Source organism: Kitasatospora sp. NPDC054795, assembly GCF_053611565.1.
The window spans coordinates 30,009-56,548 of sequence record NZ_JBSHAP010000057.1 but is presented as its reverse complement, the minus strand read 5'-3'; the positions used below and the strand labels follow the sequence as shown (position 1 = coordinate 56,548).

Annotated in this window: 21 protein-coding genes; 8 read left to right on the top strand and 13 right to left on the bottom strand. The window is 74.5% G+C overall.

Annotation, left to right across the window (positions count from 1 at the left end; genetic code table 11):
* Nucleotides 1-351: 351 nt before the first annotated feature.
* Nucleotides 352-999, top strand: a complete 648-nt coding sequence (locus tag ACWGJO_RS21370) for a transglycosylase family protein (protein ID WP_452185895.1) — start codon at nucleotides 352-354, stop codon at nucleotides 997-999.
* 92 nt (nucleotides 1,000-1,091) lie between these two features.
* On the opposite strand, the gene ACWGJO_RS21365 is transcribed toward ACWGJO_RS21370, so the two are convergent.
* Nucleotides 1,092-1,850: a DeoR/GlpR family DNA-binding transcription regulator gene (locus ACWGJO_RS21365; RefSeq protein ID WP_452185893.1), complete on the bottom strand. Its 759-nt coding sequence runs from the start codon at nucleotides 1,848-1,850 to the stop codon at nucleotides 1,092-1,094.
* A 49-nt stretch (nucleotides 1,851-1,899) separates the two neighbouring features.
* Here ACWGJO_RS21365 and ACWGJO_RS21360 point away from each other — a divergent pair, with 49 nt between their 5' ends.
* The 3 genes from ACWGJO_RS21360 (at nucleotide 1,900) to ACWGJO_RS21350 (ending at nucleotide 4,497) form a co-directional block, all read left to right on the top strand.
* Entirely contained in the window at nucleotides 1,900-2,283 is a 384-nt protein-coding gene (locus ACWGJO_RS21360) for a DUF4406 domain-containing protein (RefSeq protein ID WP_452185891.1), read from the top strand.
* On the top strand, nucleotides 2,280-2,978 hold the full coding sequence (locus tag ACWGJO_RS21355; protein WP_452185889.1) for an NUDIX domain-containing protein: 699 nt from the start codon (nucleotides 2,280-2,282) through the stop codon (nucleotides 2,976-2,978). The genes ACWGJO_RS21360 and ACWGJO_RS21355 overlap by 4 nt, the downstream gene beginning before the upstream one ends.
* A 175-nt stretch (nucleotides 2,979-3,153) precedes the next feature.
* Nucleotides 3,154-4,497, top strand: coding sequence for a hypothetical protein (locus ACWGJO_RS21350; protein ID WP_452185887.1), 1,344 nt, complete (start codon nucleotides 3,154-3,156; stop codon nucleotides 4,495-4,497).
* Nucleotides 4,498-4,611: 114 nt separating this feature from the next.
* Here the strand turns inward: ACWGJO_RS21350 and ACWGJO_RS21345 are convergent, their stop codons facing one another.
* A complete protein-coding gene (locus ACWGJO_RS21345; protein WP_452185885.1) occupies nucleotides 4,612-5,946 on the bottom strand; it encodes an alpha/beta fold hydrolase in 1,335 nt (444 codons plus the stop codon).
* Nucleotides 5,947-6,013: 67 nt separating this feature from the next.
* Here ACWGJO_RS21345 and ACWGJO_RS21340 point away from each other — a divergent pair, with 67 nt between their 5' ends.
* Nucleotides 6,014-6,595 (top strand): TetR-like C-terminal domain-containing protein, encoded by a 582-nt coding sequence (locus ACWGJO_RS21340; protein ID WP_452185883.1) that lies wholly within the window; start codon nucleotides 6,014-6,016, stop codon nucleotides 6,593-6,595.
* A gap of 20 nt (nucleotides 6,596-6,615) precedes the next feature.
* Here ACWGJO_RS21340 and ACWGJO_RS21335 read toward each other — a convergent pair whose 3' ends face one another.
* The 7 genes from ACWGJO_RS21335 to ACWGJO_RS21305 all read right to left on the bottom strand — a co-directional run bounded on the left by ACWGJO_RS21335 (nucleotide 6,616) and on the right by ACWGJO_RS21305 (nucleotide 13,717).
* Nucleotides 6,616-7,449: an ABC transporter permease subunit gene (locus ACWGJO_RS21335; protein WP_452185882.1), complete on the bottom strand. Its 834-nt coding sequence runs from the start codon at nucleotides 7,447-7,449 to the stop codon at nucleotides 6,616-6,618.
* Nucleotides 7,446-8,441 carry an ABC transporter ATP-binding protein gene (locus ACWGJO_RS21330; RefSeq protein WP_452185880.1) on the bottom strand — a complete coding sequence of 332 codons (996 nt, stop codon included), beginning with the start codon at nucleotides 8,439-8,441 and terminating at the stop codon, nucleotides 7,446-7,448. Before ACWGJO_RS21330 ends, ACWGJO_RS21335 begins: the two co-directional genes overlap by 4 nt.
* A gap of 147 nt (nucleotides 8,442-8,588) precedes the next feature.
* Nucleotides 8,589-10,025, bottom strand: a complete 1,437-nt coding sequence (locus ACWGJO_RS21325; protein ID WP_452185878.1) for an RtcB family protein — start codon at nucleotides 10,023-10,025, stop codon at nucleotides 8,589-8,591.
* Between the two features lie 41 nt (nucleotides 10,026-10,066).
* Entirely contained in the window at nucleotides 10,067-10,522 is a 456-nt protein-coding gene (locus ACWGJO_RS21320) for an archease (RefSeq protein WP_387694333.1), read from the bottom strand.
* Nucleotides 10,523-10,665: 143 nt separating this feature from the next.
* Nucleotides 10,666-11,904, bottom strand: a complete 1,239-nt coding sequence (locus ACWGJO_RS21315) for a styrene monooxygenase/indole monooxygenase family protein (RefSeq protein ID WP_452185876.1) — start codon at nucleotides 11,902-11,904, stop codon at nucleotides 10,666-10,668.
* 262 nt (nucleotides 11,905-12,166) lie between these two features.
* Entirely contained in the window at nucleotides 12,167-12,919 is a 753-nt protein-coding gene (locus ACWGJO_RS21310; RefSeq protein ID WP_452185875.1) for a thioesterase II family protein, read from the bottom strand.
* Nucleotides 12,920-13,111: 192 nt separating this feature from the next.
* On the bottom strand, nucleotides 13,112-13,717 hold the full coding sequence (locus ACWGJO_RS21305; protein WP_452185873.1) for an AAA family ATPase: 606 nt from the start codon (nucleotides 13,715-13,717) through the stop codon (nucleotides 13,112-13,114).
* Nucleotides 13,718-13,912: 195 nt separating this feature from the next.
* Between ACWGJO_RS21305 and ACWGJO_RS21300 the strand changes: the two genes are divergently transcribed.
* Together ACWGJO_RS21300 and ACWGJO_RS21295 are read left to right on the top strand one after the other, a co-directional pair.
* The gene (locus tag ACWGJO_RS21300; protein ID WP_452185871.1) at nucleotides 13,913-15,463 is read left to right on the top strand and encodes an AMP-binding protein; all 1,551 of its coding nucleotides are present in this window, start codon (nucleotides 13,913-13,915) and stop codon (nucleotides 15,461-15,463) included.
* Nucleotides 15,464-15,629: 166 nt separating this feature from the next.
* Entirely contained in the window at nucleotides 15,630-15,812 is a 183-nt protein-coding gene (locus ACWGJO_RS21295) for a hypothetical protein (protein WP_452185870.1), read from the top strand.
* Between the two features lie 146 nt (nucleotides 15,813-15,958).
* Here ACWGJO_RS21295 and ACWGJO_RS21290 read toward each other — a convergent pair whose 3' ends face one another.
* The 3 genes from ACWGJO_RS21290 to ACWGJO_RS21280 form a co-directional block, all read right to left on the bottom strand.
* Complete coding sequence (locus ACWGJO_RS21290) at nucleotides 15,959-16,945, bottom strand: ABC transporter ATP-binding protein (protein ID WP_359903773.1); 987 nt, start codon at nucleotides 16,943-16,945, stop codon at nucleotides 15,959-15,961.
* 148 nt (nucleotides 16,946-17,093) lie between these two features.
* The gene (locus tag ACWGJO_RS21285; protein ID WP_452185868.1) at nucleotides 17,094-19,940 is read right to left on the bottom strand and encodes a hypothetical protein; all 2,847 of its coding nucleotides are present in this window, start codon (nucleotides 19,938-19,940) and stop codon (nucleotides 17,094-17,096) included.
* On the bottom strand, nucleotides 19,937-23,242 hold the full coding sequence (locus ACWGJO_RS21280) for an FtsX-like permease family protein (protein ID WP_452185866.1): 3,306 nt from the start codon (nucleotides 23,240-23,242) through the stop codon (nucleotides 19,937-19,939). Before ACWGJO_RS21280 ends, ACWGJO_RS21285 begins: the two co-directional genes overlap by 4 nt.
* A gap of 419 nt (nucleotides 23,243-23,661) precedes the next feature.
* Between ACWGJO_RS21280 and ACWGJO_RS21275 the strand changes: the two genes are divergently transcribed.
* A complete protein-coding gene (locus ACWGJO_RS21275) occupies nucleotides 23,662-24,399 on the top strand; it encodes an ABC transporter ATP-binding protein (protein ID WP_452185864.1) in 738 nt (245 codons plus the stop codon).
* 118 nt (nucleotides 24,400-24,517) lie between these two features.
* Here the strand turns inward: ACWGJO_RS21275 and ACWGJO_RS21270 are convergent, their stop codons facing one another.
* A complete protein-coding gene (locus ACWGJO_RS21270) occupies nucleotides 24,518-26,152 on the bottom strand; it encodes an FAD-dependent oxidoreductase (RefSeq protein WP_452185863.1) in 1,635 nt (544 codons plus the stop codon).
* Nucleotides 26,153-26,540: the final 388 nt, after the last annotated feature.

Below are 26,540 nucleotides of genomic sequence, written 5' to 3'. Positions count from 1 at the left end.
CCGCGCCCGCGCATCCCTCGCGGACGCGGGCCCTCGTGCCCGTTTCACGCCCCCCCGCACCCACCGACCGGAAGAACCGGCCCACGACTGCCGCCTCGCACCGGGACGTTCACGGCGGCGGGGTGGTCGGCCGGCTCCCCGGGATCTGACGTTCGCCCACCTCCCCATCCGTACCGGCGATGTGACTGCCCACCCGGTGGAAGTACGCGGCCGGGGGTGGCGTTCGGGTGGTGTCGAACCGCCGCCCGGACGAGATCCCGCCCTGTCGGCAACTGTCGGCGCCCCGCCTTGTGCATGGGTGGAGAGGGCATTCCGATGCCCTCTCCCTGTTCCCCGAGGTGCGGAGCTTTCATGTCACCGCTGTCCGTGGTCCGTCGCCTGGCCCTCGTCCTCCTGCTTCCCCTGCTCGCTCTCGCCGGAGTTGTCGGCAGCGCCACGGCGTCGTCCGCCGCGGGCGCGGCCACGGGAGTCCGGACGGGCGTGGACTGGGACGCCGTCGCCCGGTGCGAGAGCGGAGGGCGCTGGAACATCGCCACCGGGAACGGCTACTACGGCGGACTGCAGTTCGACGCGGCGACCTGGCGCTCCAACGGAGGCCTCGGCTACGCGCCCCGCGCCGACCAGGCCACCCGCGAGCAGCAGATCGCCGTGGCCGAGAACCTCGCCGCACGCCGCGGCCTGGCCCCGTGGCCGGCCTGCGGAAGGCGTGCCGCCAACGGCGGCGATCACACCGTCGAGCACGCCGCCCGCGACCACCGCCCGACACAGGCACGGCCCCACTCCCCCGCGCCCTTGCTCCGCGCCGACGACGACGCCTCGGACGACGTGAACGGCGACGATTCGGACACCTGGACCGTGCGACCCGGCGACACCCTCAGCGGTATCGCCCAGATCCTCGGCGTCCCGGACGACTGGCCGGCCCTCCACGAGCTGAACCGCGAGGTCATCGGTGACGACCCCGACCTGCTCCTGCCCGGCCAGGTCCTCGCGCTGCGTTGACGAACGTGAACGAACGCGAACGAGCGTGCACGCCCCTGCGGACTCCTCCGGCCCTCGGCCGAGCGTGCGATCCGGCGTTCGCGCCGTAGCTGTCAGCCAGCCGCCAGGATCTCCACGCCGCGCGTCGCGAGTTGCCCGAGGACCGGGTGGCCGGGATCGGCGTCGGTGATCAGTCCGCTGATGTCCTCCCAGGGCAGGACGCGGAACCGGGAGGCGGTGCCGATCTTCTCGGACGAGGCGAGGACGTAGGTGTCCGCGGCCCGTGCGGCCAGGGCGCGTTTCATCGCGGCCTCGTCCGCGTCGCCGGTGGTCAGTCCGGCTTCGGGGTGCACGCCGGTGACGCCGAGCAGGCACAGGTCGGCCGAGACGTTCTGGGCGGCCTCGACGGCGGCGGCGCCGCAGGTGACCGCCGAGTGCTTGAAGAGGCGGCCGCCGAGCAGGAAGACCTCGGCCCGGGCATGGTCGAGCAGCGCGGCCGCGATCGTCGGGCTGTGGGTGATCACGGTGCAGGCCAGGTCCGGCGGGAGGGCGTGGGCGACGGCGAGCGCGGTGGTGCCGCCGTCCAGGATCACGGCGCCGCCCGGCCGGACGAGCGCGGCGGCGACCGCGGCGACCAGCCGCTTGCCGTCCGGTGTGACCGATTGCCGGGCCGCGTAGTCCGCGACGGCCGGGGAGACGGGCAGCGCCCCGCCGTAGACGCGCTGGCAGAGTCCTTCGGCGGCCAGGTCGCGCAGGTCGCGGCGCACGCTGTCCTCGGAGATGCCGAGGTCCGCGGCGACGTCCTTGGCCACGATCTTGCCCTCGCGGGCGAGCAGGCCCAGCAGGTGGTCACGTCTCTCGGCAGCCAGCATCCGTACTTTCTCCTGTTCTTGCACGTTTCTGCGTGTATCGTAGCGCGCCATGACCGAGAAGCCCATGCTCGTCCTCATCGCCGGCCCGTACCGCTCCGGAACCGACGGCGACCCACAGGCCATGGCCGCGAACCTCGCCCGCTTCGAAGCAGCGGCCTGGCCGGTCTTCGCGGCCGGCCACGTCCCGGTGATCGGGGAATGGATCGCTCTGCCCGTGCTGCGCTCCGCCGGTGCGGGGCCCACCGACCCCCTCGCCGACCAGGTCCTCTACCCGACCGCCGACCGCCTGCTCGCCCACTGCGACGCCGTGCTCCGGCTCCCCGGCGACTCCGCTGGGGCCGACCAGGACGTCGCCACCGCCCGAAGGCGCGGCCTGCCCGTCTACCACGACGTCGCCGACCTCCCGCGCCACGCCCCGCAGGGGACGGCGTGACCCCCCGCCCCGGGACCGACATCCCGGACCACCGCGGCCGCACCGGCCTCGACCGCGCCGGACGCGACCTGACCCGCAACCCCGACGTCGTGGTGCGCGACGTGGAACTCACCTCCCAGGGCTGGCACGTCCTGCGCCGCACCACGTTCGACTACCGGCGCCACGACGGACGCTGGGTCACCCAGCAGCGCGAGACCTACGACCGCGGAAACGGCGCGGTCGTCCTGCCGTACGACGCCGAGCGCGGCCTGGTGCTGCTCACCCGCCAGTTCCGCTACCCGGCCTACGTCAACGACCACCCGGACGGCATGCTCGTCGAGGCCGCCGCCGGGCTGCTCGACGGCGACAACCCGCTCGCCGCCGTCCGGCGCGAGAGCGCCGAGGAACTCGGCGTCACGCTCGGCCCGCTCACCCACGTCCTCGACGCCTACATGAGCCCCGGCTCCGTCACCGAGCGCCTGCACTTCTACGCCGCCCCCTACACCCCGGCCGACCGCACCGGAACCGGTGGCGGACTCGAGGAGGACGGCGAGGACATCGAGGTGCTCGAACTGCCCTTCGCCGACGCCCTCGCCATGGTCCGCGACGGACGCATCACCGACGGCAAGACCATCCTGCTCCTGCAGTGGGCCGCCCTGGACGGACCCTTCGCCACTGCGCCGGCCGCCCGGCCAGGGGCGATCGAGGGCTCGTGAGTCACGGGCCGCGCGGACGCACGGGGCCGTACGCCCTGCCCGACGACGTATTCTCGATCGGTTTCCGCCCGAACCGTTGACCATGGGCGGCGTGCGGCGCTTGGCTCTCCTCCGGGCCCGCCGACACGGGGAGCAGGGGCGGGCCGGACCAACCATCCGGGGAGGACGCATCACCATGCAATCGACTAACCGAACGACCCGCACGCGTCGACTGGCGCGCGCCGCCGGCGTTCTCGCGGTGGCCGCCGTCGTCACCGTCACCGCCGCACCGGCCCAGGCGGCTCCGTCCTGGGGCCCCGTTTCCCGGGTCGACCTCGGCGTGGACGGCTCCCTGGCGAACCGGCACTCCACGAGCCTGGGCATCAGCGGCAACGGCCGCTACGCGCTGTTCGGCTCTTCCGCGACCAACCTGGTGCCGGAGGCCGCGAGCCTCGGCTTCGGCCTGTACGTCCGCGACCTGCGGACCGGCCGGACGGAACTCGTCAGCCGCGCCGACGACGGCACCCCGCTGACCTCGATCAGCGAGACGGCGGGGATCAGCGGCGACGGCCGCTACATCGTGTTCTCCGCCGAGGCGAACGGGGTGTTCAACGTCTACGTCCGCGACCGCATGAAGGGGCGCACCCGCCCCATCACCACGGGAACCGCGTCCGCCGAGGGCGAGGGCGACCACGGCTCCTACCAGCCGGCCATCAGCGCCGACGGGCGGCGCATCGCTTTCATGTCGGCCCGCGACGATGTCGTGCCGGGGGCTCCCGTCACCCCGGACACGCGGAACGTCTACGTCACCGACCGCGTCACCGGCGCGACCCGCCTGGTCAGCCTCGGGGCCGACGGGCACGCTGCCGACGGCGCCTCGGAGCACCCGACGATCAGCGGGGACGGTAGGACGGTCGGCTTCGCCTCCCGGGCCACGAACCTCCTGCCGGCCACGGACGACGGCACCGCCGGACTGCTCCGGCCGCGCTACACCACCCTCTACGCCACCGACCTGCACAGCGGCACCACCGTCCTCGCGGGCCTCGCCGCCGACGGGACGCCCGGCGCGGCGGACGCGACCCTCCGCCTCAGCCGCGACGGCCGCTACGCGGCCTACGCCCTCGGCGCGAGTCCGCTGCCGGGTGGCAAGTCCCGCACCGAGCTCTTCGTCCACGATCTGCGGACGGGCCGGGTCCTGAGCATCAGGACGTCCGCCAACCCGGACGCGATCTGCTGGGCGGACCCGTCGGCGGCCGTCACCGCCGACGACCGGTGGATCTACTTCTCCGGCGGCTGCTCCGACACGATCATCCGGGCCGGCCAGGCGCGCCACGACCTGTACCGGCAGGACCTCAGGACCGGGCGCACCGAGCTCCTCACCACGACTCCCGACGGCGCGCCGAAGGACGGTGCCGCGAGCGGGCCGTTCGTGACCGACGACGGCAGGACGGTGCTGTTCGGCGACAACAGCCCGAACCTGCTCCCGGGCGGCGTGGGCTTCGACTGGCACGTCTACGTCCGCTCGCTGACCCACGGGTGACGGACGGCCGGGCGGCGGCTGACCAGCTGCCGACGAACGAGGCGCGGCACACGCGGCCGCCGCCCGGCCCGTGATGGAGGCGGTCACCGGGTGTCGCCCGGGGCCGCGAGGCCTTCACCTGCGGTCGCGCAGGAACGCGGGGATCTCGTCACGGGTCGGGTAGTTCGGCAGGGGTGCCGGCTTGTCCTGGAGGAACGCGGTGATGACGGCGGCGGCCCGGTCGTTGTTGTCGTCCAGGCCGTTCCACATGTGGTGTCCGACTCCGGGCAGGTACTGCGTGCGCTGGACGGCGGGGTCATCGGCCAGGACGGCTGTCGCCCATTGACGGACCTGGGAGGAGCACTCGGCGACCATCAGCATCGCGGGGGTCCGGGACTGGCGCAGTCGCGGTGCGATGGAGGGCGAGTCCTTGACCGTCTGCTGGATCCGGAGGCTGGCGGCGGGGCTGAAGGAGAAGTTCTGTGCGGTGTCCTCTACGGGGATGCGGTGCGCGTCGCGCGCGCAGTAGGCGGACGCGGTGTCGCTGCCGAGGTCGGCGGCGGTGAACGCGTTGTCTCCTTCGGCCTGTCCGATGAGCCCGGTGTCGGGGGTGAGGAGTCCGAGTCGCATGAGGCCGAACGCGGCGGCGTAGCGCGGCATGTGTGTCGACCGCGGTCCGGTCGTGTCCGGCGCGAGGCCGCGCGCGGACGGTCGGCCCTCGGGCCCCTCGATGCGGGCGGCGGGGCCGTCGACCGGTCCGGGTTCGGCGATGATCGCCCGGTGCAGGCGTTCGGCGGCGCCCGGGTCGGCCAGGGCTCGCGTGAGCACGACCGCGCCTGCCGAGAATCCGAGGATGTCGACCTTCCCCTGGTCCAGGTGGTCGACGAAGGCGGACAGGTCGCGCACCGACCTGTCGATCGTGTACTGGCCCATGGGAAGCAGGTCGCTGCGCCCGGCGCCCGCCGGTTCGTAGGCGTAGACGTCGTAGCCCTGTCCCGCCAGAAGCTGCAGGAACCGGTGATCGAGGACCGAGATACCGCGAACCGGCCCGCCGTTGAGGTAGACGAGCGGTGTGGGGTGCCGGGTGCCGGCGTTCGCGGGCGGGTAGTGGTACACCGCGACCCGGCTGCCCGTGGCCAGGCTCCAGTGCTGTGTGGCCACGAAGGGCAGGGCGGGCGGATGCCGCCGGTCCGTGGGCACGGTCGGTATGAGGACCGGCGCCGTCAACGCTGCCGCGACGACCACCGGCAGGAACGGCACGAGCCGCGCCGCCCGGGTGCGGCGCCGGCCCAGCCACAGTGCGGCGGCGGCCCCGGCTCCCAGGGTCGTGAGCCATGCGCCGAGCCCCGATCCCGCGCCGTCCGTGAGGACGATCGTGCCGAGGAAGACGACGACCAGCGTCGCGACGGCGGCCAGGGCCCGCAGCAGACGTCCGGTGAAGCGGGCGAGGGGTGGGGCGAACGTGGGCACGGCGGACCTCCGTCATTTCGGAACACTGTTTCAAAACGACGTTATCAAATGCGGTAGGCTTCTCGTCATGGGTAGGCCGAAAACGAACGACGCGACCGTCGGAGAGCGACTCGTGGAGTGCGCGACCGAACTGCTCGCCACCCGTCCGCAGGAGTCGGTCACGGTCCGCGCCGTGGCCACGGCCGCCGAGACGTCGACGACGGCGGTGTACTCCTTGTTCGGCGGCAAGGACGGGCTGATCGGTGCGGTGCGCGACAGAGCCGTCGCCGGCCTGTTCCACGACCTGTCGACGGCGCCGACCTCCGCGGACCCGCTCGCCGACCTCTACGCGCTGGCCGTCGCCTACCGTCACTGGGGGCGCGGGCACAGCCACCTGTACACGGTGCTGTTCGGCGGTGTGCAGTCCTTCGACCCGTCGGGGGAGATCGGTACCGGTGACCCGATCCGTCCGCTCCTCGCGGCGATCGATCGCGCGTTGGAGGCGTCGGTCCTCGTCGGCGAGGCAGCGTCGATCGCCCTGTCGATCTGGGCCACCCTGCACGGGCTGGTGACCCTCGAACTGGCCGGGGCCCTCGACCCCGCCACGGCCGAGGCCGCGTTCCGACCGGCGATCCACGCCGTGCTGCGCGGATGGACGGCCCGCGCCTGAGGCCGGCCGGGCGGCCCGCCTCAGGCCGCCAGGTCCCGGCGTTCCAGCAGCCGGAAGGCCGCCGCCAGGCCGAGCAGCCCCACCCCGAGCAGGACGCCGAAGGCCGCCCACGGCACTCCGCCGTGGCCGAGCACGTCGCCCGGCGCGTAGTAGTGGAACGGGCTGAGGTAGCGCAGCGGCCTGGCCGGGGACCAGGCCAGCGCGACGAAGTTCAGCGCGAAGCCGACCGCGCCGAACGCGACGGCCGCGCCGATCACGTGGGCCCGCCGCCGGCTCATCGCGGAGACCGCCAGCACCGGCCCGGTCAGGCAGAACGCGAGGGCGCAGCCGAGCAGTCCGGCGGTGAACACCGCGCTCAGCGGGACGGCGGCACGCAGGGGGGCGGAGGCCGCCACCCCGAGCGCGAGGGTCAGCGTGGCGGCGGCGTTGAGCAGCACCGTGGCGGCGATCAGGGCGCCGGCCCGTTCGGCGAGCAGCCGGCGGCGGGAGACCGGGCGGGTCATCAGCAGCTCGATGGTCCCGGACTCGACGTCGGCCGCGACCGCGGCGGCGCCGAGCGAGCCGATCACGGTCAGCTGGAGGGCGATCCAGAACGGGTGGGTGAGTCCGGCGCCGAGCAGACCGGGGTAGCTGGCGATGGAGACGTCGCCGTTGGAGCCGCTGAAGGCCTTGAACGCGCCGGGCGGGGTGCGGCGTTCGCCGAACAGGTCACCGGTCGGGACGGTCCCGGCGATCACCACGATCAGGGTCTCGAAGACGACCATGCCGAACAGCAGGGAGAGCAGCATCCGGCGCCGCCGGTGCAGGGCGAGCCAGACCAGCGGGAGGCGGCGGTTGACGGTGCCCGGGTTCACGGCCGCTCCTCCGGTTCCGGCGGGCTGCCGCCGTTCGCGTGCTCCTCGGCCCCGACGGACCGGTAAAGGTCGAGGAAGGCCTCGTCCAGGCCCGCCTCCTCCACCGTCAGGTCGGCCACCGGCTGTTCGGCGAGCAGGTCGCGCACCGCGGCGACCACCTCGTCCGGTGGCACCAGCAGCTCTACCCGGGGGCCGTCCCAGCGCGGGGACCAGCGCTCCGCGGTGCCGAGCGGCCTGGCGCCGCGCCCGTCGTCGAGGAGCAGCCGGACCCGGCGGGCCCGGGCCTGGCGCAGTTCGGCCACCGAGCGGACGGTGACCAGCCGGCCGTGGCGGACGATGGCGACCCGGCCGCAGGTCCGCTGCACCTCGGGCAGTACGTGGCTGGAGAGCAGGACGGTCCGACCGGCGGCGGTCTCCTCGGCGAGCAGTTCGTAGAAGGTCTCCTGGACCAGCGGGTCGAGTCCCTCGCTCGGTTCGTCCAGCACCACCACCGGCGGCCGGTGCTGGAGCGACTGGACGAGCCCGAGCTTCTGCTTCATGCCGCGCGAGTACTGGCCCACCGGCCGGGCCAGGTCGGCGCGGGAGAGCTTGAGGCGATCGCACAGCTCCTGCTGGCGCGGCACCGGGGCGCCCTGGAGGGCGGCGAGCAGTTCGAGGGTCTGCTGGCCGGTGAGCTCGGGGTAGAGCCGTAGTTCGCCGGGCAGGTAGCCGATCGAGGGGGCGAGCCGGCCGTGGTCGGCCACCGGGTCCAGGCCGAGCACCCGCACCTGCCCGCCGCTGGGGCTGAGCAGGCCGACCAGGCAGCGCAGCGTGGTGGTCTTCCCGGCGCCGTTGGGGCCGAGCAGGCCGAACACCTCGCCGGCTTCGACCGACACGTCCAGCCGTTCGATGCCGACCGTGCCGCCGTAGCGCTTGGTGAGCGAGCGCAGTTCGATCACCGGGCCGTCGCCGGCGCCCCGGCGGTCGACGGCTGGCTCCGGGTTCCCCGGCATGACCACCTCCTGTGACGGACGCGTTCCCGGGACGGGCGCGCTCCGGTGACGGTGACGGATGCGTCCGACATCAAAGCGCGCCCGGCCGGGCGAGTCGAGGGACGCGCCCGGACCGGTGCGGCGAAGTCACCCCTCGCTCCCCCGGGCTCACCCCTTGCACACGCCCAACGGCACCAGCCGGGCGATCGGGCGGGCGAGCCCGGCGGCCTCCGTGACGGCGGCCACCGCGTCGACGTCCTTGTACGCCTCGGGCGTCTCCTCGGCCAGCGCCCGCCAGGAGGCCGGCCGCACCGCGATGCCCCGTGCCTCCAGCTCGCTCTTCAGCCGCTCGCCGCGCACGGTGCGCAGCGCCTGGTGACGGCTCAGCACCCGCCCGGCGCCGTGGCAGGCGGAGCGGAAGGCCTCGTTGCCGGGCAGGCCGACCATGACGTACGAGGCGGTGCCCATGGTGCCGGGCACCAGCACGGGCTGCCCGGCCGCCGCCAGGTCGGCGGGCAGGTCGGGGTCGCCGGGCGGCAGGGCCCGGGTGGCGCCCTTGCGGTGCACGCACAGCGTCCGGAGTTCGCCGTCCACCTCGTGGGTCTCCAGCTTGGCGAGGTTGTGCGAGATGTCGTAGACCAGTTCCAGTCCGACCCCGAGCACGGTGGCGAACGCCCGGCGGGCCGACTCCGAGAGCAGCTGCCGGTTGGCCCGGCCGTAGTTGGCGGCGGCGGTCATGGCGCCCAGGTAGGCCCGGCCGCGCGGGGAGTCGACCGGGGTGCAGGCGAGCTGGCGGTCGGGGACCTCGATCCGGTAGCGGTGCAGTTCGCGGTCCATGGCGCGGACGTGGTCGGTGCAGATCTGGTGGCCGAGGCCGCGCGAGCCGCAGTGGATCATGACGCAGACCTGGCCGGGCCGCAGTCCGAAGGCGGCGGCGGTCCTCAGGTCGTGCACCCGGTCGACGGCCTGCACCTCCAGGAAGTGGTTGGCCGAGCCGAGGCTGCCGACCTGCTGCAGCCCGCGCTCGACCGCCCGGGTGCTCACCTCGCCGGGGGCCGCACCGGCCAGCACACCGCGGTCCTCGCAGCGTTCCAGGTCGCGGGGCACGCCGTGGCCGTGCTCGACGGCGTAGCGGGCGCCGCCGAGCAGGAGTTCGTCCAGTTCCTCCGCGCCGGACAGCCGCCACAGGCCGCCCCGGCCCAGGCCGCGCGGGACGGTGCGGTCCAGCAGGTCCATCAGGCGGTCGAGCCGTTCGCGGTCGAGTTCGTCCCGGCCGATGCCGGCCGCCAGCAGCCGGACCCCGCAGGAGATGTCGAAGCCCACCCCGCCGGGCGAGACCACCCCGCCCCGTTCGACGTCGGTGGCGGCGACCCCGCCGATCGGGAAGCCGTAGCCCCAGTGCACGTCGGGCATCGCGTAGGAGGCGCGGACGATCCCGGGCAGCGTCGCGACGTTCGCCACCTGTTCCAGGGCCTTGTCCCCGGCGGCCTGCGGCAGCAGCGCGGCGCTCGCGAACACCACGCCGGGCACCCGCATCGGCGGGCGCGGCTCGATCCGCCAGCGGTTCCGGCCCGCCTCGACCAGTGCGATCTCCACCTCGCTCACCCCGCTCCCGCAGGTCCGGTCCGCTTCGCTCGGGGCCGGGCTCAGACGTCCACGGTGACCCGGCAGGTCCAGCCGTCCGGTCCGGCGCTCAGGTCCAGGTCGTGCAGTGCGACGGCCTTCGGTACGGCGCCGACGAGGGTGGCCGTGGCGGCGTCGGCCATCCGGAAGCGGACCGTCACCCGGCGGGCGCCGTCCAGGCCCTCGATCGGCCCGATCGCCACCGCCACCGGCAGTTCGCCGTCGGCGTCCATCCGGTAGACGACCTCCTCCAGGACGCCCGCGAGCAGGTCCGGGTCGCTCACCGCGAGGACGGTGCAGTCCCGCTCGCCGACGATCCGCGCGCCGCCGAGGTCGGCGAAGCCGGCGACGACGGCGCGCACCAGTTCGCCGATACAGCCCTCGGCCGTCGGTGCCCAGGCCTCGACCTGCAGGTCGGCCGTGTGCGGCACGCTCCGGTGGCCGACGGCGGACCGGCCTGCGGGCTCGTGTCCGTCCACGGGCGACGCCTCCCGCGCTCGTTGCCGTTCCCCTCCAGCGTCGTCCCGCGGACCGCCCGGCGGCAAGTGCGGGTCGCCGCGCCCGAGTGCGGCTGCGCCCCGATCTCGGTTGCAACCCCACCTCGGCTGCGCCCCGACCTCGGTTACGACCCGATCGAGGCCAGGTAGGCGGCGGTGAGCTCGGGGGTGGCCAGCCAGGCGGCGTGGTCGCTCGGCTCGGCGTAGGTGTTGGCGAGCCGGCGGCCGACCTCCGGGTGCTCGGCGGCGGCCGCGAACACGGCCTGGAGGTGCTCCGGGACGGTCAGCATCGCGGCCGTGAACTCCACGCTGTGGCGGGACTGCTGCTGCCAGAAGCGTTCCGCGCTGCGGCACATCCAGTCGGCCGTGTACGGGGCGTCGCCGTGCTCGACGACCGCCCGGCGGCAGGCCTCGGCCGCCCGGGCGGCGTTGTTGGCGCCCTGGCCGGTGATCGGGTCGGTCACCACCACCGCGTCGCCGAGGCCCAGCACGTGGACGGCCTCCACGCCCGAGCCGAGTTCGGCCACCGGACGCCGGACCACCGGGGTGACGGCACCGAACAGCCCGGCCCCGGCGTCGGTCGGCTCGGCCTGCGTCCAGAGCTCGGCCTCCCAGGGCAGGTACTCGCCCAACAGCTCGCGGATCCGGGCCAGTTGGACGTCCGGCGGCGGGGCGTCGCCGAACGCGTCGAGCGGGCCGCCGGGGATCGCCTCCCAGAGCAGGATGTCGCAGGGGCCGGAGAGGGTGAGCGCCGGTTGCAGGTACAGCTCGCCGAGGCCCGGCAGGGCGTTCATCCGGGCCCTCGGGCCGGCGGCCGGGTCCGGCGAGCCGACGCCGTGCGCGTACAGGCAGGACAGGGCCCGCTGCGGCCGGTCGAAGGGCGAGCGGACGGCGTCGCGCTCGAAGATCCCGGACAGGGCGCCGCGCCCGGCGGCGACCACGGTCAGCTCGTGCCGTCGGGCCAGCTCGTGCAGTCCGGCGCGGTCCAGCGTGTGGTACTCGATCTCGCCGCCGCGCTCGGCCAGCAGCTCCAGCCAGCCGGCCAGCTTGAGCCGCTGGTCCACCGACTGGGCGGGCTCGTCCAGCGTCATGGTGTACTCCAGCGCGCGAACGCCCGGGGGCGCCGCCAGCACCGCCTCCACCGAGGAGACGGACGGCGCCCGATCCGCCCAGAGGTCCAGCCCGGCGGCCGCCTCGATCCGCAGCGCGGGGCCGAACATCGCCTGAGTGGACAGCACCCGGCCGGCGCGCAGCTGCTCCGGGGTGCGCTCGGCGACCAGCGTCACCCGGTACCCGTCCGCCACCAGCCCGAGCGCGAGCTGGAGGCCGGCCTGGCCCGCTCCGACAACGGCGATCCGGCGCACGGCTGCCTCCCGATGATCTGCTGATGGGCCGTCAACCAGGCACAGTAGTCGAGCGGGAGCGCTCCGGTCACCGGTTCGGTCACGGTCGGTTCGAGGGCCGGCCGGGTGTCCGGTTCGCGGCGCCCGTTCGCGGCGCCGCCGGGCCGTCGCAGGGCGCCACCGGGCCACCGGGCCACCGGGCCACCGGGCCACCGGGCCACCACAGGAGCTTCGCGGGGTCGCCGCGGCCGGGCCGCCGCTCCGGGCGCCCACCCGGACCGGCTCAGCCGCGCAGGTGCGCGGTGATCACCTCCACCACGTCCGCGGTCCGGTCGGCCAGGTAGAAGTGCCCGCCCCGGAAGACCCGCAGGTCGAAGGCGCCGGTGGTGTGCCGCTCCCACTGACCGACCTGGTCGACGGTGGCGTGCGCGTCGGACTCCCCCGCCAGGGCGGTGATCGGCAGCGACACGGTCGCGTCCGGGGCGCTGCGGTAGGTCTCGACGGCCGTGTAGTCGGCCCGCAGGCTCGGCAGGATCAGCTCGCGCAGGGCGGAGAGGGCGAGGACCCGCTCGTCCGTGCCGCCGAGCGCGGAGATCTCGGCGAGCAGTTCGTCGTCCGGCAGCTGGTGGATCCTGGTCGTGCGGGGCAGCGAGGGCGCGCGGCCGGCCGAGACGAACAGCCGGTCGGGCCCCTTCACGCCGTCGCGCTCGAAGCACCGGACCGTCTCGAAGGCGACGGCCGCGCCCATGCTGTGCCCGAAGAAGGTCAGCGGCCGGTCCGCCCACTCCCGCAGTTCCAGGGCAAGCTGCTCGGCGAGCCCGGTCACCGAGCCGATCGTCGGCTCGCCGATGCGGTTCTGCCGGCCGGGGTACTGGACGGCGAGCACATCGGCGTGCGGCGCCAGCGCGTTGGCGTACTCCAGGTAGTAGCTGGCCGAGCCGCCGGCGTGCGGGAAGATCACGATCCGGGCGGGCGCGGAGTCGGACGGGTTGAACCTGCGGAACCACGGATTCTCGACGACGGCGCTGCTGGACATGCGGGGTGTGACCTCTCTCCGTGACGGACTCTGCCGACCTCAGTCTGGCAGTGCCGGGGGCGACCGCGGGCCGATCCGGCGATCATGGTCCCCGGGTAGGCCGATTCTCGCCCGTCGCGGGCCCGCTCGCGGCCGGTGGCCGGCGGCCCTGCCTGCGGCACCCGGCCGGCCGGGCCCACCCGCGGCCGACGGTCAGCCCGCCCCGAAGCGCACCGTCTCGGCGCGGGCGCGGGAGACGGCGTCCAGCAGCAGCACGGACGAGGCCTCCGGCGTCGGCATCGGGCCGCCGGAGCGCACGTGCCGGGTGAAGGCGGCCAGCAGCCCCTCCAGGCCGCGGCGGTGACGGGCGAAGACCCTGGTGGAGGCGCTCCGGCCGCGGGCCCGCTGACCGTCCAGCGCGGTGGCGGCGCCGACGTCGAGCAGCACCAGGTGCAGTTCGCGGCCCTGCCGGCCCGCCTCCCGGGCGAGCCAGCGCCGCATCCAGGCCCGGCTGCCGCAGTCGTGCACCAGCAGCGGACCGCCGCCGCGCACCGAGGAGCGCAGCAGCCGGAAGTGCTCCAGCCGGGCCCACGGCCGGTACACCGCGTACGGCAGGGCGGCGGGCATCACCGCCTCGCAGGCCTCGTGCACCGTCCGCGGGTCCACCGCCCGGACCGCCGCTCCGGACCAGCGGCGCAGCAGCGTGCTCTTCCCGGCCCCGGGCAGCCCGGACACCACCACGACGGCGTCGGCCGGGTAGGCGGTGACGAAGCCCGCCCCGGCCCGACCCCGCAGATCGACCACTCCGTACGGCGCCACGACCGCGTCCACCCTGCCGCCCACCAGCCCGAGCCCCCGTTCACGTCCGACCGGGAACCCTAACAACAACCCCGCCCCCGGCCACGGCCCGCCCCCGCCCGCGCGCCGGTGCCCGTGGGGCCCCGGTCGACCGCAGTGCATCCGTGGGGCCGGACATCCACTAGGCTGACACGCCGTCAGACAGGAGGGCGGGCCATGGCGGAGGCGGCTCCGACGTACACCGCGCTGGTGCTGGACGGGCTGGCGCGCGATCCCGGCCGGGTGGCGATCCGGTCCGGGGACGGGGCGCGGAGCGCGCAGCAGTGCCTGGACCTGGTCCACCGCGCGGCCCGGGCGCTGGAGCGGGCCGGGCTCGGGCGCGGGGACGGGGTGACGGTGCTGGCCGGGAACCGGCCGGAGGCGCTGCTGGTGCGGCTGGCCGCGAACCTGCTGGGCTGCCGGGTCGCGATGCCGTTCCCGGACGGGCCGGTCGCGGAGCAGGTGGCACTGGCGGAGTTCGCCGGGACCTCCGCGCTGGTCTTCGACCCGGTCCGGTGCGCGGCCGCGGCCGAAGGGTTCGCCCGGGCCGTGCCCTCGGCCGCTCTGCTCTCCCTGGGCCCGGCACCGCTCGGGCTCGGCACGGACCTGCTGGACCTCGCCGCGGCCCGCTCCCCCGCCCCGCTCGAACCCCGTTACCGGCCCGAGGACGTGATGGCGGTGCGGTTCACCGGCGGCACCACCGGGCGTCCGAAGGGGGTGCTGCGCCGCTTCGCCCGTCCGCCGCGCCCACGGCTGCTGTCCGGGTCGGTCTTCCTGCTGTGCACCCCGCTCTGCCACGGCGGCGGCACCACGGCGGATCTGGCGCTGGCCGCGGGCGGCACGGTGGTGATGCAGGACGGCTTCGACGCGGGGGCCGTGCTGGCGGCGGTCGAGCGGGACCGGGTGTCCCGGATGTACCTGCCGCCGCACCTGCTGTACCGGCTGCTGGACCACCCGCTGCTGCCCACCACCGACACCGGCAGCCTGCGCCGGGTCGGCTACACCGGCTGCGCGGCCTCGCCGCGGCGCCTCGCCGAGGCGACCCGGCGACTGGGCCGGGTGCTGCACCAGACCTACAGCCTGACGGAGTGCGGGCCGGTCGCCCGGCTGGGCCCGGACGAGCACCTGGCACCGCGGCTGCTGACCACCGCCGGCCGGCCGTACCCGGACACCGGGCTGCGCATCCTGGACGAGGACGGCGCCGAGCTGCCGCCGGACCGGACCGGGGAGATCTGCGTCCGCACGCCGACCGCCATGGCGGGCTACTGGCGCGACCCGGAGCTGACCGAGCGGGTGCTCAGGGACGGCTGGCTGCACACCGGCGACCTGGGCAGCCTGGACGCGGCCGGCTATCTGACGGTGGCGGGGAGGCGGAGCCCGATGGCGATCATCGAGGGGCACAATGTGTTCCCTCGCGAGATCGAGGAGCCGCTGCGCACCCACCCGGAGGTCCGGGAGGCCGTGATGTTCACGACCACCGACCCGGACCGCCTGGAGCGGGTGCACGCCGCCGTCGCCCTCGCCCCCGGCTCGCGGCTGACGGCCGAGCAGCTGCACCGGTGGTGCCGGGCGCGCGGCCTCGGCCGATGCGCCCCCGACGCACTCCTGCTGCTGCCCGCGATCCCGCTGAACGGGCTCGGGAAGCCGGACCTCGTCGCCCTGCGGGCCCAGATAAGCGGCGGGACCGGACGGGCGGCCGCCACCGTGGGGGCGCGCGACGGGGTCTGACGCGCCCTGAAAGTGCTTCGAGCGCCCACGTGGGCGACCTCTTGTGCACCATCCGGCGGGAAGAACCGTCCGTGGGCACTCGACCGTGCGGCCCGGCCTGCCGATACATCCCCGGCGGCGTCGTGCAGGTCAGTGCGGGCCGCACCGTCCCCCAGGAGGCACTACCTTGACCTGGCTACGCGTCCTGACCGCGCTGGGCATCCTCGCCGTGGCGGCCAGTGCCCTGATCGTCTTCGCCCTCTGCACCGCCACCTCACGCGGCGATCGCGCCGCGCAGGAGGCACCGCCCGACCTCCGTGCCGAGGCCGAGGGCAGCGGCCTCTTCCAGCGGATGGGCGGCGACGGCTGACCGCCCCGGGAGGCGGCGACCGCCTCCCGGGACCGGCGCGCTCCGGGCGGATGTGTTCCGGGCGGCAACGCGCTCCGGTCAGCAACGCGCTACAGGCGGGCGCGCTCCGATCAGTGCGCGCCCCCGGTCGGCAACGCGCTCCCGGGTCAGTGCCCGGCGATGTCGTCCGGCCGGACCTCGATGTGGTCGGCCGCGAGGTCGACCGCCACGCGGTGCTCCATGCCGAGCGACTCCAGGAACTTGACCGGCAGCTGCACCCGGCCGCTGCGGTCCAGCATCACGTACTCGCGCTCGTTCACCGACTCCTCGCCGTGCTCGTCCGTCACGGTGCGGCGCAGCACCTCGCTGGCGGTCCGCCCGTCCCGGATCGCGACCGTGCGGCGGACCTCGCCCGCGACCATCGGGTCGTGGGTGACGATCACGACGGTGGCGCCCAGTTCGCGGTTGACGGTGCGGAAGGACTCGAAGATGATCCCGGCCGTCTCCGAGTCCAGCTCGCCGGTGGGCTCGTCGGCGAGCAGCACCGGCGGGTTGTTGGCCATCGCCACCGCGATCGCCACCCTCTGCTGCTGGCCGCCGGAGAGCTCGTTGGGCTTGCGGTGGGCGAGCTCGCCGATCTCCAGCGCCTCCATCAGCTCGGCCACCCGGACCGCCTGCTGCTTCGCCCCGCCGGCGCCGGAACGGCGGCCGCGCAGCTGCATCGGCAGCGCGATGTTCTCGGCGGCGGTGAGGAAGGGCAGCAGGTTGCGGGCGGTCTGCTGCCAGATGAATCCGACCACCTCGCGCCGGTAGCGCAGCCGCTCCTTGACCGACATCTCCAGCAGGTCGCAGCCGGCCACGGTGGCGGTGCCGGCGGTCGGCACGTCCAGCCCGGCGAGGATGGTGAGCAGGGTGGACTTGCCACTGCCCGAGGCGCCGACCAGGGCGACCAGATCGCCCTGGCGGATGGTCAGTTCCAGGCCCTGGAGCGCCTGGACCTCGACCCCCTCCGCGCTGAAGATCCGGACCAGCCGGTCGCAGACGATGGCCGATCCCTCGCCGTACGCCTTGGGCGAGGCGGCGGCGAGGGCCCGCTGCTGGAGCTCCTGGAGGCTGGGGGCCTCGACGACCGTCCGCTCCTGGGGAGTGCTCATCACCGCTCGTCTCCTGTCTCGACTGTCTGCTTCATCGCACCGCTCTCCACTGTCCCGGCGACCCGCGCCGCTGTCACGGCCCGTTCACCACTCCCGGCCGCCGGTCGCGGCCTTCCCGCCGCGCCGCCGGCCGCCGCCGTTCCCGGCCTCATTGCCGCTCCCCCGCGCGCAGTTCGGTGGCGATCTGGCGCCGGCCGGCAACCAGCGTCTCCACCACCACACCGAGGCAGACCACCAGGGTCAGACCGACGGTGGGCAGCAGCACCGGCATCACCGCCGGGGCCAGGGTGTCGGAGACCGTGGCTCCGACCAGGGCCGAGAGGTCGAAGGCGCCCCCGAGCAGGGCGACCGCGGCCAGGGCGACCAGGCCGCCGCCGACGGCCGCCGCCAGGGTCTGCGGCAGCGACTCGGCGACGATCAGTGCCAGGCCCTGCCTGGGCCGCAGGCCCATGGTGCGCAGCCGGGCCAGCACCGCCGTGCGGTCCGGCGCGGCCCGCAGCAGCGTCAGCAGCACGGCCAGCAGGGCGAACCCGGCGGCGGCGAAGCCCGAGTACGAGAACAGCCGTCCGGCCGCGTGCTGCACCGGGTCGGCGGCCAGCTCGGCGATCTTGTCGCGGCTGCTGTGCACCGCGTAGCCGGGGGGCAGGCCACCGGAGGTCTTTCCCGCCGCCTTGGCCTCTTCGTTGACCAGTTTGGCGTGCTTCCCCAGATTCGCGCCGCCGCCGATTCCGCTCTCGATCAGCAGGGCGCGGACCCGGACCGGGTCGACGTCACCGACCGCGAACCACTTGTTCACCTTGGTCGCCCGCTTGAGCTCCGGCAGGTGCTCCGTCGCGGGGCCGACCGGCACCACGACGAACGGCTTGCCGGGGTCCGGCAGGGCGGGCGTGGCGGTGACGACCCCGGCGACGGTGGTGGCCATCTGGCTGCCGCCGGGCGTGCGCACCTGCGGCGCGCCCGTGGCCAGTCGCTCGGCCAGGTCCCGGCTGAACAGCGCGGGCACCGGGCTGTCCTTGCCGCCCGGAGCGGCGGCCAGCCCGGCCGGGTCGTACTGACCGACCCCGGCCGTACGGGAGATCTCCGCGTAGGCCTCGGGCTCGACCACCACCAGGACGGCGTCGGTGGTGCCCCGGTCGCCGCCGATGAAGGTGGCCCGCTCCTCGATCCAGGCGCCGGTGGCGGCCCGGACGCCGGGCAGTTCGCCGGCCGCCTTGGTGAAGGCCTCCGGCAGGGTCGCGTAGACCGGGACGCTGACGGACACGTCGCCACCGGTGGTGATGCGCGCGGCACGGGTGCGGGACTGGTCCACCGCGGTGAGCACGGTGGCGCCGAAGCCGGTGGCCGTGACGGCGATCAGCAGGGCCAGCAGCGGCAGTGCGGAGGGCCGGCGGCGCCCCGAGTTGTCGCGGGCGGCCCGGACCAGACCGAGGAAGCCGACCAGTCCGCGGCCGCGGCCGGCCAGTGCCGCCAGCCAGCCGACCACGACCGGCTCCATCCGGGCCAGCAGCAGCCCGCCGGAGACGGCGAGCAGCAGCGGGGCGGCCACCAGCAGCGGGTCCACCGCACTGCCCGGGTGGCCGACGCCGCGACGGCGGACCTCGGCCACGGCGGCGGCGGTGACGGCCAGCACGGCGAGCTCGCCGATCACCCGGCGCCAGCCGCCGGCCGCCCGCGGACGCGCCCAGAGCAGCGCGGCCCGGGCCGGGAAGGCCAGGATCGCGAACAGGGTCACGGCGAGTGCGAGCACCACCGAGTTGCCCCAGCGTGAGGTGGGCAGCAGCACCAGCGCGAGGGCCGTGCCGAGCACGGCGGCGGGCAGCACCGTCACCGCGCCCTCGGCGAGCAGCCGCAGCAGCACTCCGCCGCGCGAGCCGCCGCGGGCCTGGAGCAAGCGGATCTCGGCGGTGCGCCGGTCGGTACTGAGCGCCGCGGCCAGACAGAGCACCACGACCGCGACGCCGGCGACCCCGGCGGGCCCGATGGCGCCCAGCGGGCCGGCGGCCTGGTAGCGGTCGGCGGCCCGGGCGAGGACATCCGGCATCAGCGAGGTGGCGTGCAGGTCGGCCCGGAGGGTCGAGTCGATCAGTGCGGTCATGCCGGGGCCGGCCATGTACGAGGCGAGTGTCGCGCGGGTCCGGTCGAGCTGGTCGGCGTGCAGTGCGTCGGGGTCGACGGGCAGCCGCCAGAAGTTCTGGCCGCTCGAACCCCAGCGGGCCAGCGCGGTCAGGCTGCCGCCGTCGACGAAGCCGCTGGTCCAGTACCAGGCGTCATCGCCCTTGAGGCCCAGGCAGGCCCTGGCCGGACAGCCGAGCCCCTCCCAGAACGGGTCCTGGGGATCGTTGACCCGGTAGAGGCCGACCACGGTGCTGCGCAGCACGACGGGTCCGTCGGTGCCGCTCTCGATGACGTCGCCGACCTTGATGTTGACGGCCTCGGCGGCCTGCTGGCTCAGCACGATCGGCAGCGGACCGTCGGCCGGGGCGGGGCCCGGCCAGGTGCCCGCGGTCAGGGTCGCCCGGTCGGCGAGTCCGTGCAGGTAGTACAGGCCGAGCGCCGGGGTGGCTCTTTCGGAGAGCCGGGTGAACCCCGGGTTGAACATCTGACGCCCGGTCTTGACCCGGGTGCCGTAGGCCTGGGCCGACGAACCCAGCGGGAGGTCCCGTCCGATCCGCTCGCCCAGCTTCCGCTGGATGGCGTCCAGGTCCGCCCCGGTGTCCGCGCGGCCCGTTTCGGCGGTGAACTCCAGGTTGGTGACGCCGGTGCCCAGGCTTCGGGTGAACTCCTGGAGCGCGGTGTCCGCGCTCCGGTCCGCGACGCGCGGGAAGGCCGCCGCCAGGAACACGGTGACGAAGGCGAGGGCCGCCGTGAGCAGCGCGGCCAGCGGCATCGCGCGCAGCCGGGTGCGGACCCAGGGCGCGGGCCGGTGGGTGCGCGCCGGCCCGGACGCGGGCCCCGGCGCGGGGGTGGGCACGGTGGTGCCGGCCTTGGTGGTCACATCTCCTCCACGTGGCGCAGCCGGGAAGCCACGTCTCGACGCCGGCGCCCGAGCAGGAAGGCCGACAGCAGCGGAACGGCGGCGATCGCGGCCGCGAACAGCAGCGCCTGACCGTACGGCAGCTCGACCAGGGCCTCGGGCACCGGGCGGCGGGCGGCCGGGGTCAGCACCACGAAGGGCACGATCAGCCGGACGAGCAGGGCGCCCAGGGCGAGGCCGACGGTCCCGCCGAGGCCGACCAGCACCGCGTTCTCGGCGGCGACGGTGCGGGTGACCTGCTTGCGCGGGGCGCCCAGGGCGAGCAGCAGCGCGGAGTCCCGGGAGCGCTCGTGGGCGGAGCCGGCCACCGCGGCGGCGAAGCCGATCGCGGCGAGCACGGCGGTGACGATCGCGATGGCCATCAGCGCGCTCTGCGGGGCGGCGCCGACCGGGTCGCCGAGGAGCCCGTCGGAGACCTCGTCGTAGAGCGCGAGGTCCTGGCTTCCGGGGGCGGCGCGCAGGGCGGCGGCGGCCTCGGCCGGGGCTCGGTCGCCCGGCCCGGTGGCGGGCAGCCACCACTCGGTGCGGGTCGGCAGGTTGCGGTCCTGGGCGGACAGCATCCGGGCGGCCGAGTCGAGGTCCATCACCAGCGCCCGCCGGCCGGCCACCGGCATGGCCTCGATCGCGCCGGTCACCTTCACCGGGACGACGACCCCGCTGAGCGGCACCTGGAGGGTGTCGCCGACCGAGGCTCCGACGGCCTTCAGGTAGTCGCGGGTGGCGACGCCGTTGACGGCGGCGGGCTGGGCCGGCCCGGTCGGGAGCAGCACGGCGCGCACGGAGTCGCCGATGCCGCGGGCGGAGTGGTAGCGGACCGTGAACAGGTTGTCGGCGGCGGCCGCTTCGGAGGTGAGCGCGGCCACCGGCGTGCTGTCCGTGGGGTTGCGGGAGGCCGGGGGCTTGAGGTTCCAGCCGGTGCCGGCCGGCACCGGGACGGCCGTGGACGGTCCGTCGGTGGTCTCCGCGACGGCCAGGTTCCGCACCACGACCTCGCCGTCGCTGCGGTCACTGAAGGCGACGGTGGCGCCGACCACGGTCAGCGGGGCGGCGACCGAGCCCACCGGGGCGTCGACCAGTGCGTCGAGCCGGATCGAGGAACGGACATCGCCCTTCAGCGGGAGATCGCCGAACGGGACCTTGTGGACCAGGCCGAAGCGGTCGCGCAGCAGCAGCCGGACCTCGGGGTGGACCGCACTGCTGATCCACTTGGTCTGGTCCTGCTGGCTCACCGCGATGTCGGCGTCGATCCGCAGCGGGGAGCCGGGCAGCGGGATGCCGACGGGGGCGGGGGCCGCGAGCGTGCCGAAGACCTCCTTGCCGGTGTGGCCGTCGAGCAGGTCGGAGCGGACCGGGACACGGTCGGCGAAGGCGGCGGCGTCCACGGCCAGCAACTGGCCGGCGCCGCCCTGCAGTGGCTGCTCGTCGCGCACCACCGCGACCAGCCGGTCGCCGCCGGGCAGGCTGCCGTAGCGGCCGCCCTGGCCCATCGGCGCGTTGTGCGAACCGGAGATGCGCAGGCCGCCGCCGGTGGCGAAGGCGGCCTGGTCGCGCTGGGAGGAGGTCCAGGTGGCGTGCTGACCGAGCGCCAGGACACCGGTGGCCACGGCCATGACGAGCAGCAGGACGGGTCCGGTGGCGCGGCCGGGCCGGCGGGCCAGCTGCCAGCCGACCATGGCGGGCCCGAGGCCGCGGCCGCGGGCCGCCGCGCGGGCACCAAGCCGGGCGACGAGCGGGAGCAGCCGCAGCACCACCAGGGTCCCGGCGCACAGTGCCAGGGTCGGGGTGGCGACCAGCAGCAGGTCCACGTCGAGCCGGCCGGTGGAGTCGGGGGACAGCCCGCCGCCGTACTGGTCGAGCTGCTGGTAGGCGAGCACGGCCAGGGCGAGCACGGCGAGGTCGCCGCCGTTGCGGGCGACGCCGGAGACCACGGCCTGACGGCGTCCGGCCCGGCGGCGCAGCGCGGCACCGACGCCGCGCACCACGCTGGGCACGGTGGCCAGCAGGATGCAGGCGAACGCGCAGATCACGGCCACCGGCCAGAGCGACCAGCTGATCCCGGTGTCCAGGGCGACCTGGCGGGAACTGCCGAGGCCGGCCAGCGCGCGGACCAGGAAGGGGGTCAGCAGTGGAGCGAAGACCGCTGCGGGCAGGGCCAGCAGCAGCGACTCCAGGGCGGTGAAGGAACCGAGCCTGAAGGCCGAGGCGCCGCGCGCGGCGAGGATCTCGTTCTCGGACTCCTGCCGCGCGGCGATCAGGTGGACGACCAGCAGCAGGGCCGCCGCGGCGAGCACCGCCAGCTGGAGGGCGCCGATCAGCAGGGTGGACCGGGCGACCACCATGCTGTCGGACAGCTCGCGCATGATGTCCGGCAGGTCGGTGGTCGCGCCGAGCGAGGCGGTGCCGCGCAGCTCCTCGGAGAGGTGCTGGGCGCGGTTGCCGACGGCCTGCGCGGTGGCCCGGTCGGCGCCGGAGAAGTCGGCGTCCAGCGACCAGCCGACGCCGCCCTGGACCAGGCCGGCCGTGGCGAAGGCGCTCCGGTCGACCATCATCGGACCGAAGGTGGTGAACCCGCCGACCTCGATCTCGTGGCCGCCGACCGGGTCGATCCGCCAGTACGGGGCGGTCGGGTCGGTGGCCCGGTAGACGCCGGTGATCCGGACGGTCAGCGGCTTGCCGTCGTTCCGGTCGACGAGCCGGACCTCGGCGGGCAGGGCCTGCTCGGTCAGACCGAGCCGGCGCAGCAGGCTCTGCGGGACAGCGGCCTCCGGGGTGGTGGACTGCACCGGTCCGGCGGCGGCACCCGGCCAGGCGCCGGCCACCAGTTGGACCCGGCCGCGGTCCAGGTCCGCGAGCACCGTGAGGTCGAGTGGGGCGCCGGGGGCGCTGCCCGCGCCGCTGCCGGTCGCGGGCGTGCCCGTCGCAGGCGTGCCGTCAGCAGCGGCGCCGGAGACCGGCAGGCTGTAGGAACGGCTGCGCGTCAGGCTGTCGGTGTGGACGGGCAGGTCTCCGAAGAGCTTCTGCCGGTAGGCGGCGAGCGCCGCCTCGTCCTTGGACCGCTGGTCGAGCCCGTGCTCACCGGTCACCGCCACCGTGGTCCGGGCGTGACCGGGCCCTTGGAGCGCCTGCCGCAGGCCGGCCTCACCGACGCTGCTGTTGAAGGCCACCAAGGCGGTCAGCACAGACGTGGTGATCAGCACCGCAAACAGGACAGCGGCAGCCAGCGGCACTCGCCCGCGCAGTCGGCGCACGACGAAGCCGAGCATCAAGTTCCTCCCCCGGATTTACGTCCCCGGTTGCATCCCCGGGCCCCGCTCATCGATCCGGCCCGAGTACAAATCGGCCACAGACGGACACATCGCGAGCACACCGGCGCATTGACCACCGGCAATCGGTCGCCGGATAGCGGACGATGCTGTCAGATTCGATCCAGGAACGGAAGGGACTTGCGCGAATCAAGTAACCAGTGAGCAAATTCCTTTCATTGATAGCATCCCGGCCGGGGATGCCCCCACTTGAATGCCATGCACACTTCATAACTCCGGCTTCGGTGCGCCCTTTTGGCCTTGGACACCCTCTTCTCGGATTCCCGCCCGGGAAGGTGAACCACCGGAGCAGACATATCCGTAGACCCGGACGGGACCCGGCTACAACCGGGCCGCCACGCCCACAGGGGGGACGCCGCATGACGCAGCATCAGGCCGCCACCGCCGACACCGCCACCACCACCCAGCCGATGGTGGCCGTGACCGATCTCCGCCGCAGCTTCGGCACCGGCGAGCGGACCGTGCACGCCCTGCGCGGCGTGTCGTTCACCGTCGGCCGCGGAGAACTGGCCGCACTCAAGGGCCGGTCCGGCTCCGGCAAGACCACCCTGCTCAACCTGGTCGGCGGCCTGGACACGCCGACCGGCGGCAGCATCGCGCTGGACGGCATCGACCTCGCCGGGCTGGACGAGGACGGTCGACTCGCCCTGCGGCGGGAGCGGATCGGCTTCGTCTTCCAGTCCTTCGGGCTGATCCCGATGCTCACCGCCGCCGAGAACGTCGGCGTGCCCATGCGACTGCGCAAGGCCCCGGCCGCCGAACGCGAGGAGCGCGCCCACACCCTGCTCGCCCTGGTCGGGCTGGCCGACCACGCCAACCAGCGCCCCGGCGAACTCTCCGGCGGCCAGCAGCAGCGCGTCGCCATCGCCCGTGCGCTGGCCAACGAGCCCAGCCTGATCATCGCCGACGAGCCCACCGGTCAGCTGGACTCCGAAACCGGCCGCTCGATCATGGAGCTGCTGCGCGCGGTGGTGCGCAGCGAGGGCGTCACGGTGCTGGTCGCCACCCACGACCCGACGCTGATGGGGCTCGCCGACCGGGTGATCGAGGTCCGGGACGGACGGATCGTCGAGGAGGAGACGGAGCGGGCCGCCTAGCGGAGCGGACCCGGCGTTGTGTCACGGGCGTGGGAATGCGGGGCGCCTCCCCACGCCTCCGGGGCACCGGCGTTCGGGCTAGCACCGGCGTTCGGGCTCAGCGCTCTGGGCTCTGGGCTCAGGACTCGGCCGGGATGATGGATTGGGCGTGGTAGAACACCTCCTTCCCGTCCCAGTGGGCCTTGGTGCGCTGCAGCCGTGGATAGTTGCCCTTGTAATAGAGGCGCGGGTAGGCAGGGTCGGGCTGGTCGGCGGTGCCCAGGTCGTTGTCCGGGTAATTGACGTAGGCGCCGTCCGTCGCCGTGTCGACCTCCGGGACCCCGCCCGTCTCCCGGTAGACGTCGCGGTACAGCCCGCTCAGATAGGCCAGGTGCTTCTCGTCCTCGGCCGGGTCCGTCCAGTACGTCTGGTACTGCAGCTTCATGATCGAGTCGCGCTGCGGGACGGCCGTCTCCTCGGGACGGCGGGTGTTGATCCGGCAACCGTAGGAGTCGATCTGGACCAGCGTGTTCGAGAGGTCCGCCCCCTCGACGTCGCGCATCAGCCAGTCCCGGAAGGCGGCGATCTGCTCCGGCGCGAACGGCTCCCGGTGGTAGGCCGACTTGTACTTGCCGCGCTGGTTGTCGCCCGAGGGGTTGAGCGTCATGGTCGCCTGGAACCAGGGCATCTGGCACCGCTTGCCCGGGTAGGGCAGGAACAGCCCGCCGGCCGCCCGGGTCTGCACCGTCGATCGCGTCGTCATCCCCCGTTCGACCGCCGCGACGAACGCGTCGAGCGGGCCCGGGTCCTCGCCGTCCCACTGGCTGAACAGGACGACGTTCCCGTTGGAGTGGTGGGTGAGCTTGAGGATCGCGAACAGCCCCTGGTACACCGGCTCCTGCGGGCCACTGTGCTCGGCCATGAAGGCGCCGAAGTTGGCCACCAGGGTCTCGAAGTCCTCTGGCCGGGCGAGCAGTTCGGCCCAGGGCCAGGCCACGCTGCTCAGCCAGACCCGGGGCGGCGGCTCGGGTACGTCCGAGGCGAAGTGGTACCGCAGCACCACCCCGAAGTTCCCGCCCCCGCCGCCGGTGTGGGCCCAGAAGAGGTCCTGCTCGGGCGAGCCCTGCGCGTCCTCGCGGTGCGCCTGCGTCACCACGGCGCGGCCGCCCCGGACGGTGACCACGTCGACCTGGACGAGGTGGTCGACGGTGAGCCCGTGCCGTCGGGAGAGCAGGCCGTACCCGCCGCCGCAGACGTGCCCGCCCGCGCCGACCGAGTAGCAGGACCCGGCAGGCAGGGCGACGGCGTACTCGCGGAACAGCGTGGTGCAGACGTCCCAGTTGGTCGCGCCGCCCTCGACGCCGTACGTGGGCCGGCCGAACTTGTCGGTCGAGGCGGCGACGCCGCGCATCGTGCCGAGGTCGAGGATGACGCCCCCGTCGTTGTCGACGAAACCCTCGTAGCAGTGCCCGCCGCCGCGGACCGTCGGCCGTAGCCCGGCGTCCAGCGCGCGGTTCAGCTCAGCGACCGCGTCCGCCTCGTTGCCCACCAGCCGGATGTACGCGGGGGTGCTGCTCCACCGCTGATTGAAGCCCTGCGCGAGGGTCCGGTACCGGGGATCGCCGGGCAGCACCGACCGCCCCCGCGGCAGCTCCCGGTGCGCGTCCCCGGCCGCCGCCGCGCCTGCCGCCGCACCCGTGGAACCGACGGTGATCCCGGCGGCCGCCGCGCCGGCACCGCCCAGGAAACCCCGTCGGGAGAATTCGTCCTGCATGGCCCGCCCTCAATTTTCCGAGTTCGAGAGAAGCCGGCGGCCCGCACGCTAACACGGATACCCGGGCGCGGGAATTGGTTATTGAATAGTGTGACAGTACGTCATTTTCTGTAACTCTTAACGGCCTTGACCTTCATCGACGCGCCGGAACGCGATTGTCAGTGGCATGGGCTACGGTCGCCGACGACTCGCAGGAATCCGCTCCACCGGAGGTTCGATGACGATCCACCGCCGCATTCACCGGGCCTTCCGGGCGCTCCGGGGAATCGCCCGTAAAGCACGGTCGTGGGGGGGGGGGGGGGGGCCCCCCCCCCCCCCCCCCCCCCCCCCCCCCCCCCCCCCCCCCCGCGCGTGATAAGAAAAAAAAAAAACCCCAACACAAAAACAA

Coding starts and splice junctions, on each gene's coding strand:
- ACWGJO_RS21370 (WP_452185895.1), top strand. CDS start 352: ATGTCACCGCTGTCCGTGGTCCGTCGCCTGGCCCTCGTCCTCCTGCTT.
- ACWGJO_RS21365 (WP_452185893.1), bottom strand. CDS start 1,850: ATGCTGGCTGCCGAGAGACGTGACCACCTGCTGGGCCTGCTCGCCCGC.
- ACWGJO_RS21360 (WP_452185891.1), top strand. CDS start 1,900: ATGACCGAGAAGCCCATGCTCGTCCTCATCGCCGGCCCGTACCGCTCC.
- ACWGJO_RS21350 (WP_452185887.1), top strand. CDS start 3,154: ATGCAATCGACTAACCGAACGACCCGCACGCGTCGACTGGCGCGCGCC.
- ACWGJO_RS21340 (WP_452185883.1), top strand. CDS start 6,014: ATGGGTAGGCCGAAAACGAACGACGCGACCGTCGGAGAGCGACTCGTG.
- ACWGJO_RS21330 (WP_452185880.1), bottom strand. CDS start 8,441: ATGCCGGGGAACCCGGAGCCAGCCGTCGACCGCCGGGGCGCCGGCGAC.
- ACWGJO_RS21310 (WP_452185875.1), bottom strand. CDS start 12,919: ATGTCCAGCAGCGCCGTCGTCGAGAATCCGTGGTTCCGCAGGTTCAAC.
- ACWGJO_RS21300 (WP_452185871.1), top strand. CDS start 13,913: ATGGCGGAGGCGGCTCCGACGTACACCGCGCTGGTGCTGGACGGGCTG.
- ACWGJO_RS21290 (WP_359903773.1), bottom strand. CDS start 16,945: ATGAGCACTCCCCAGGAGCGGACGGTCGTCGAGGCCCCCAGCCTCCAG.
- ACWGJO_RS21280 (WP_452185866.1), bottom strand. CDS start 23,242: ATGCTCGGCTTCGTCGTGCGCCGACTGCGCGGGCGAGTGCCGCTGGCT.
- ACWGJO_RS21275 (WP_452185864.1), top strand. CDS start 23,662: ATGACGCAGCATCAGGCCGCCACCGCCGACACCGCCACCACCACCCAG.
- ACWGJO_RS21270 (WP_452185863.1), bottom strand. CDS start 26,152: ATGCAGGACGAATTCTCCCGACGGGGTTTCCTGGGCGGTGCCGGCGCG.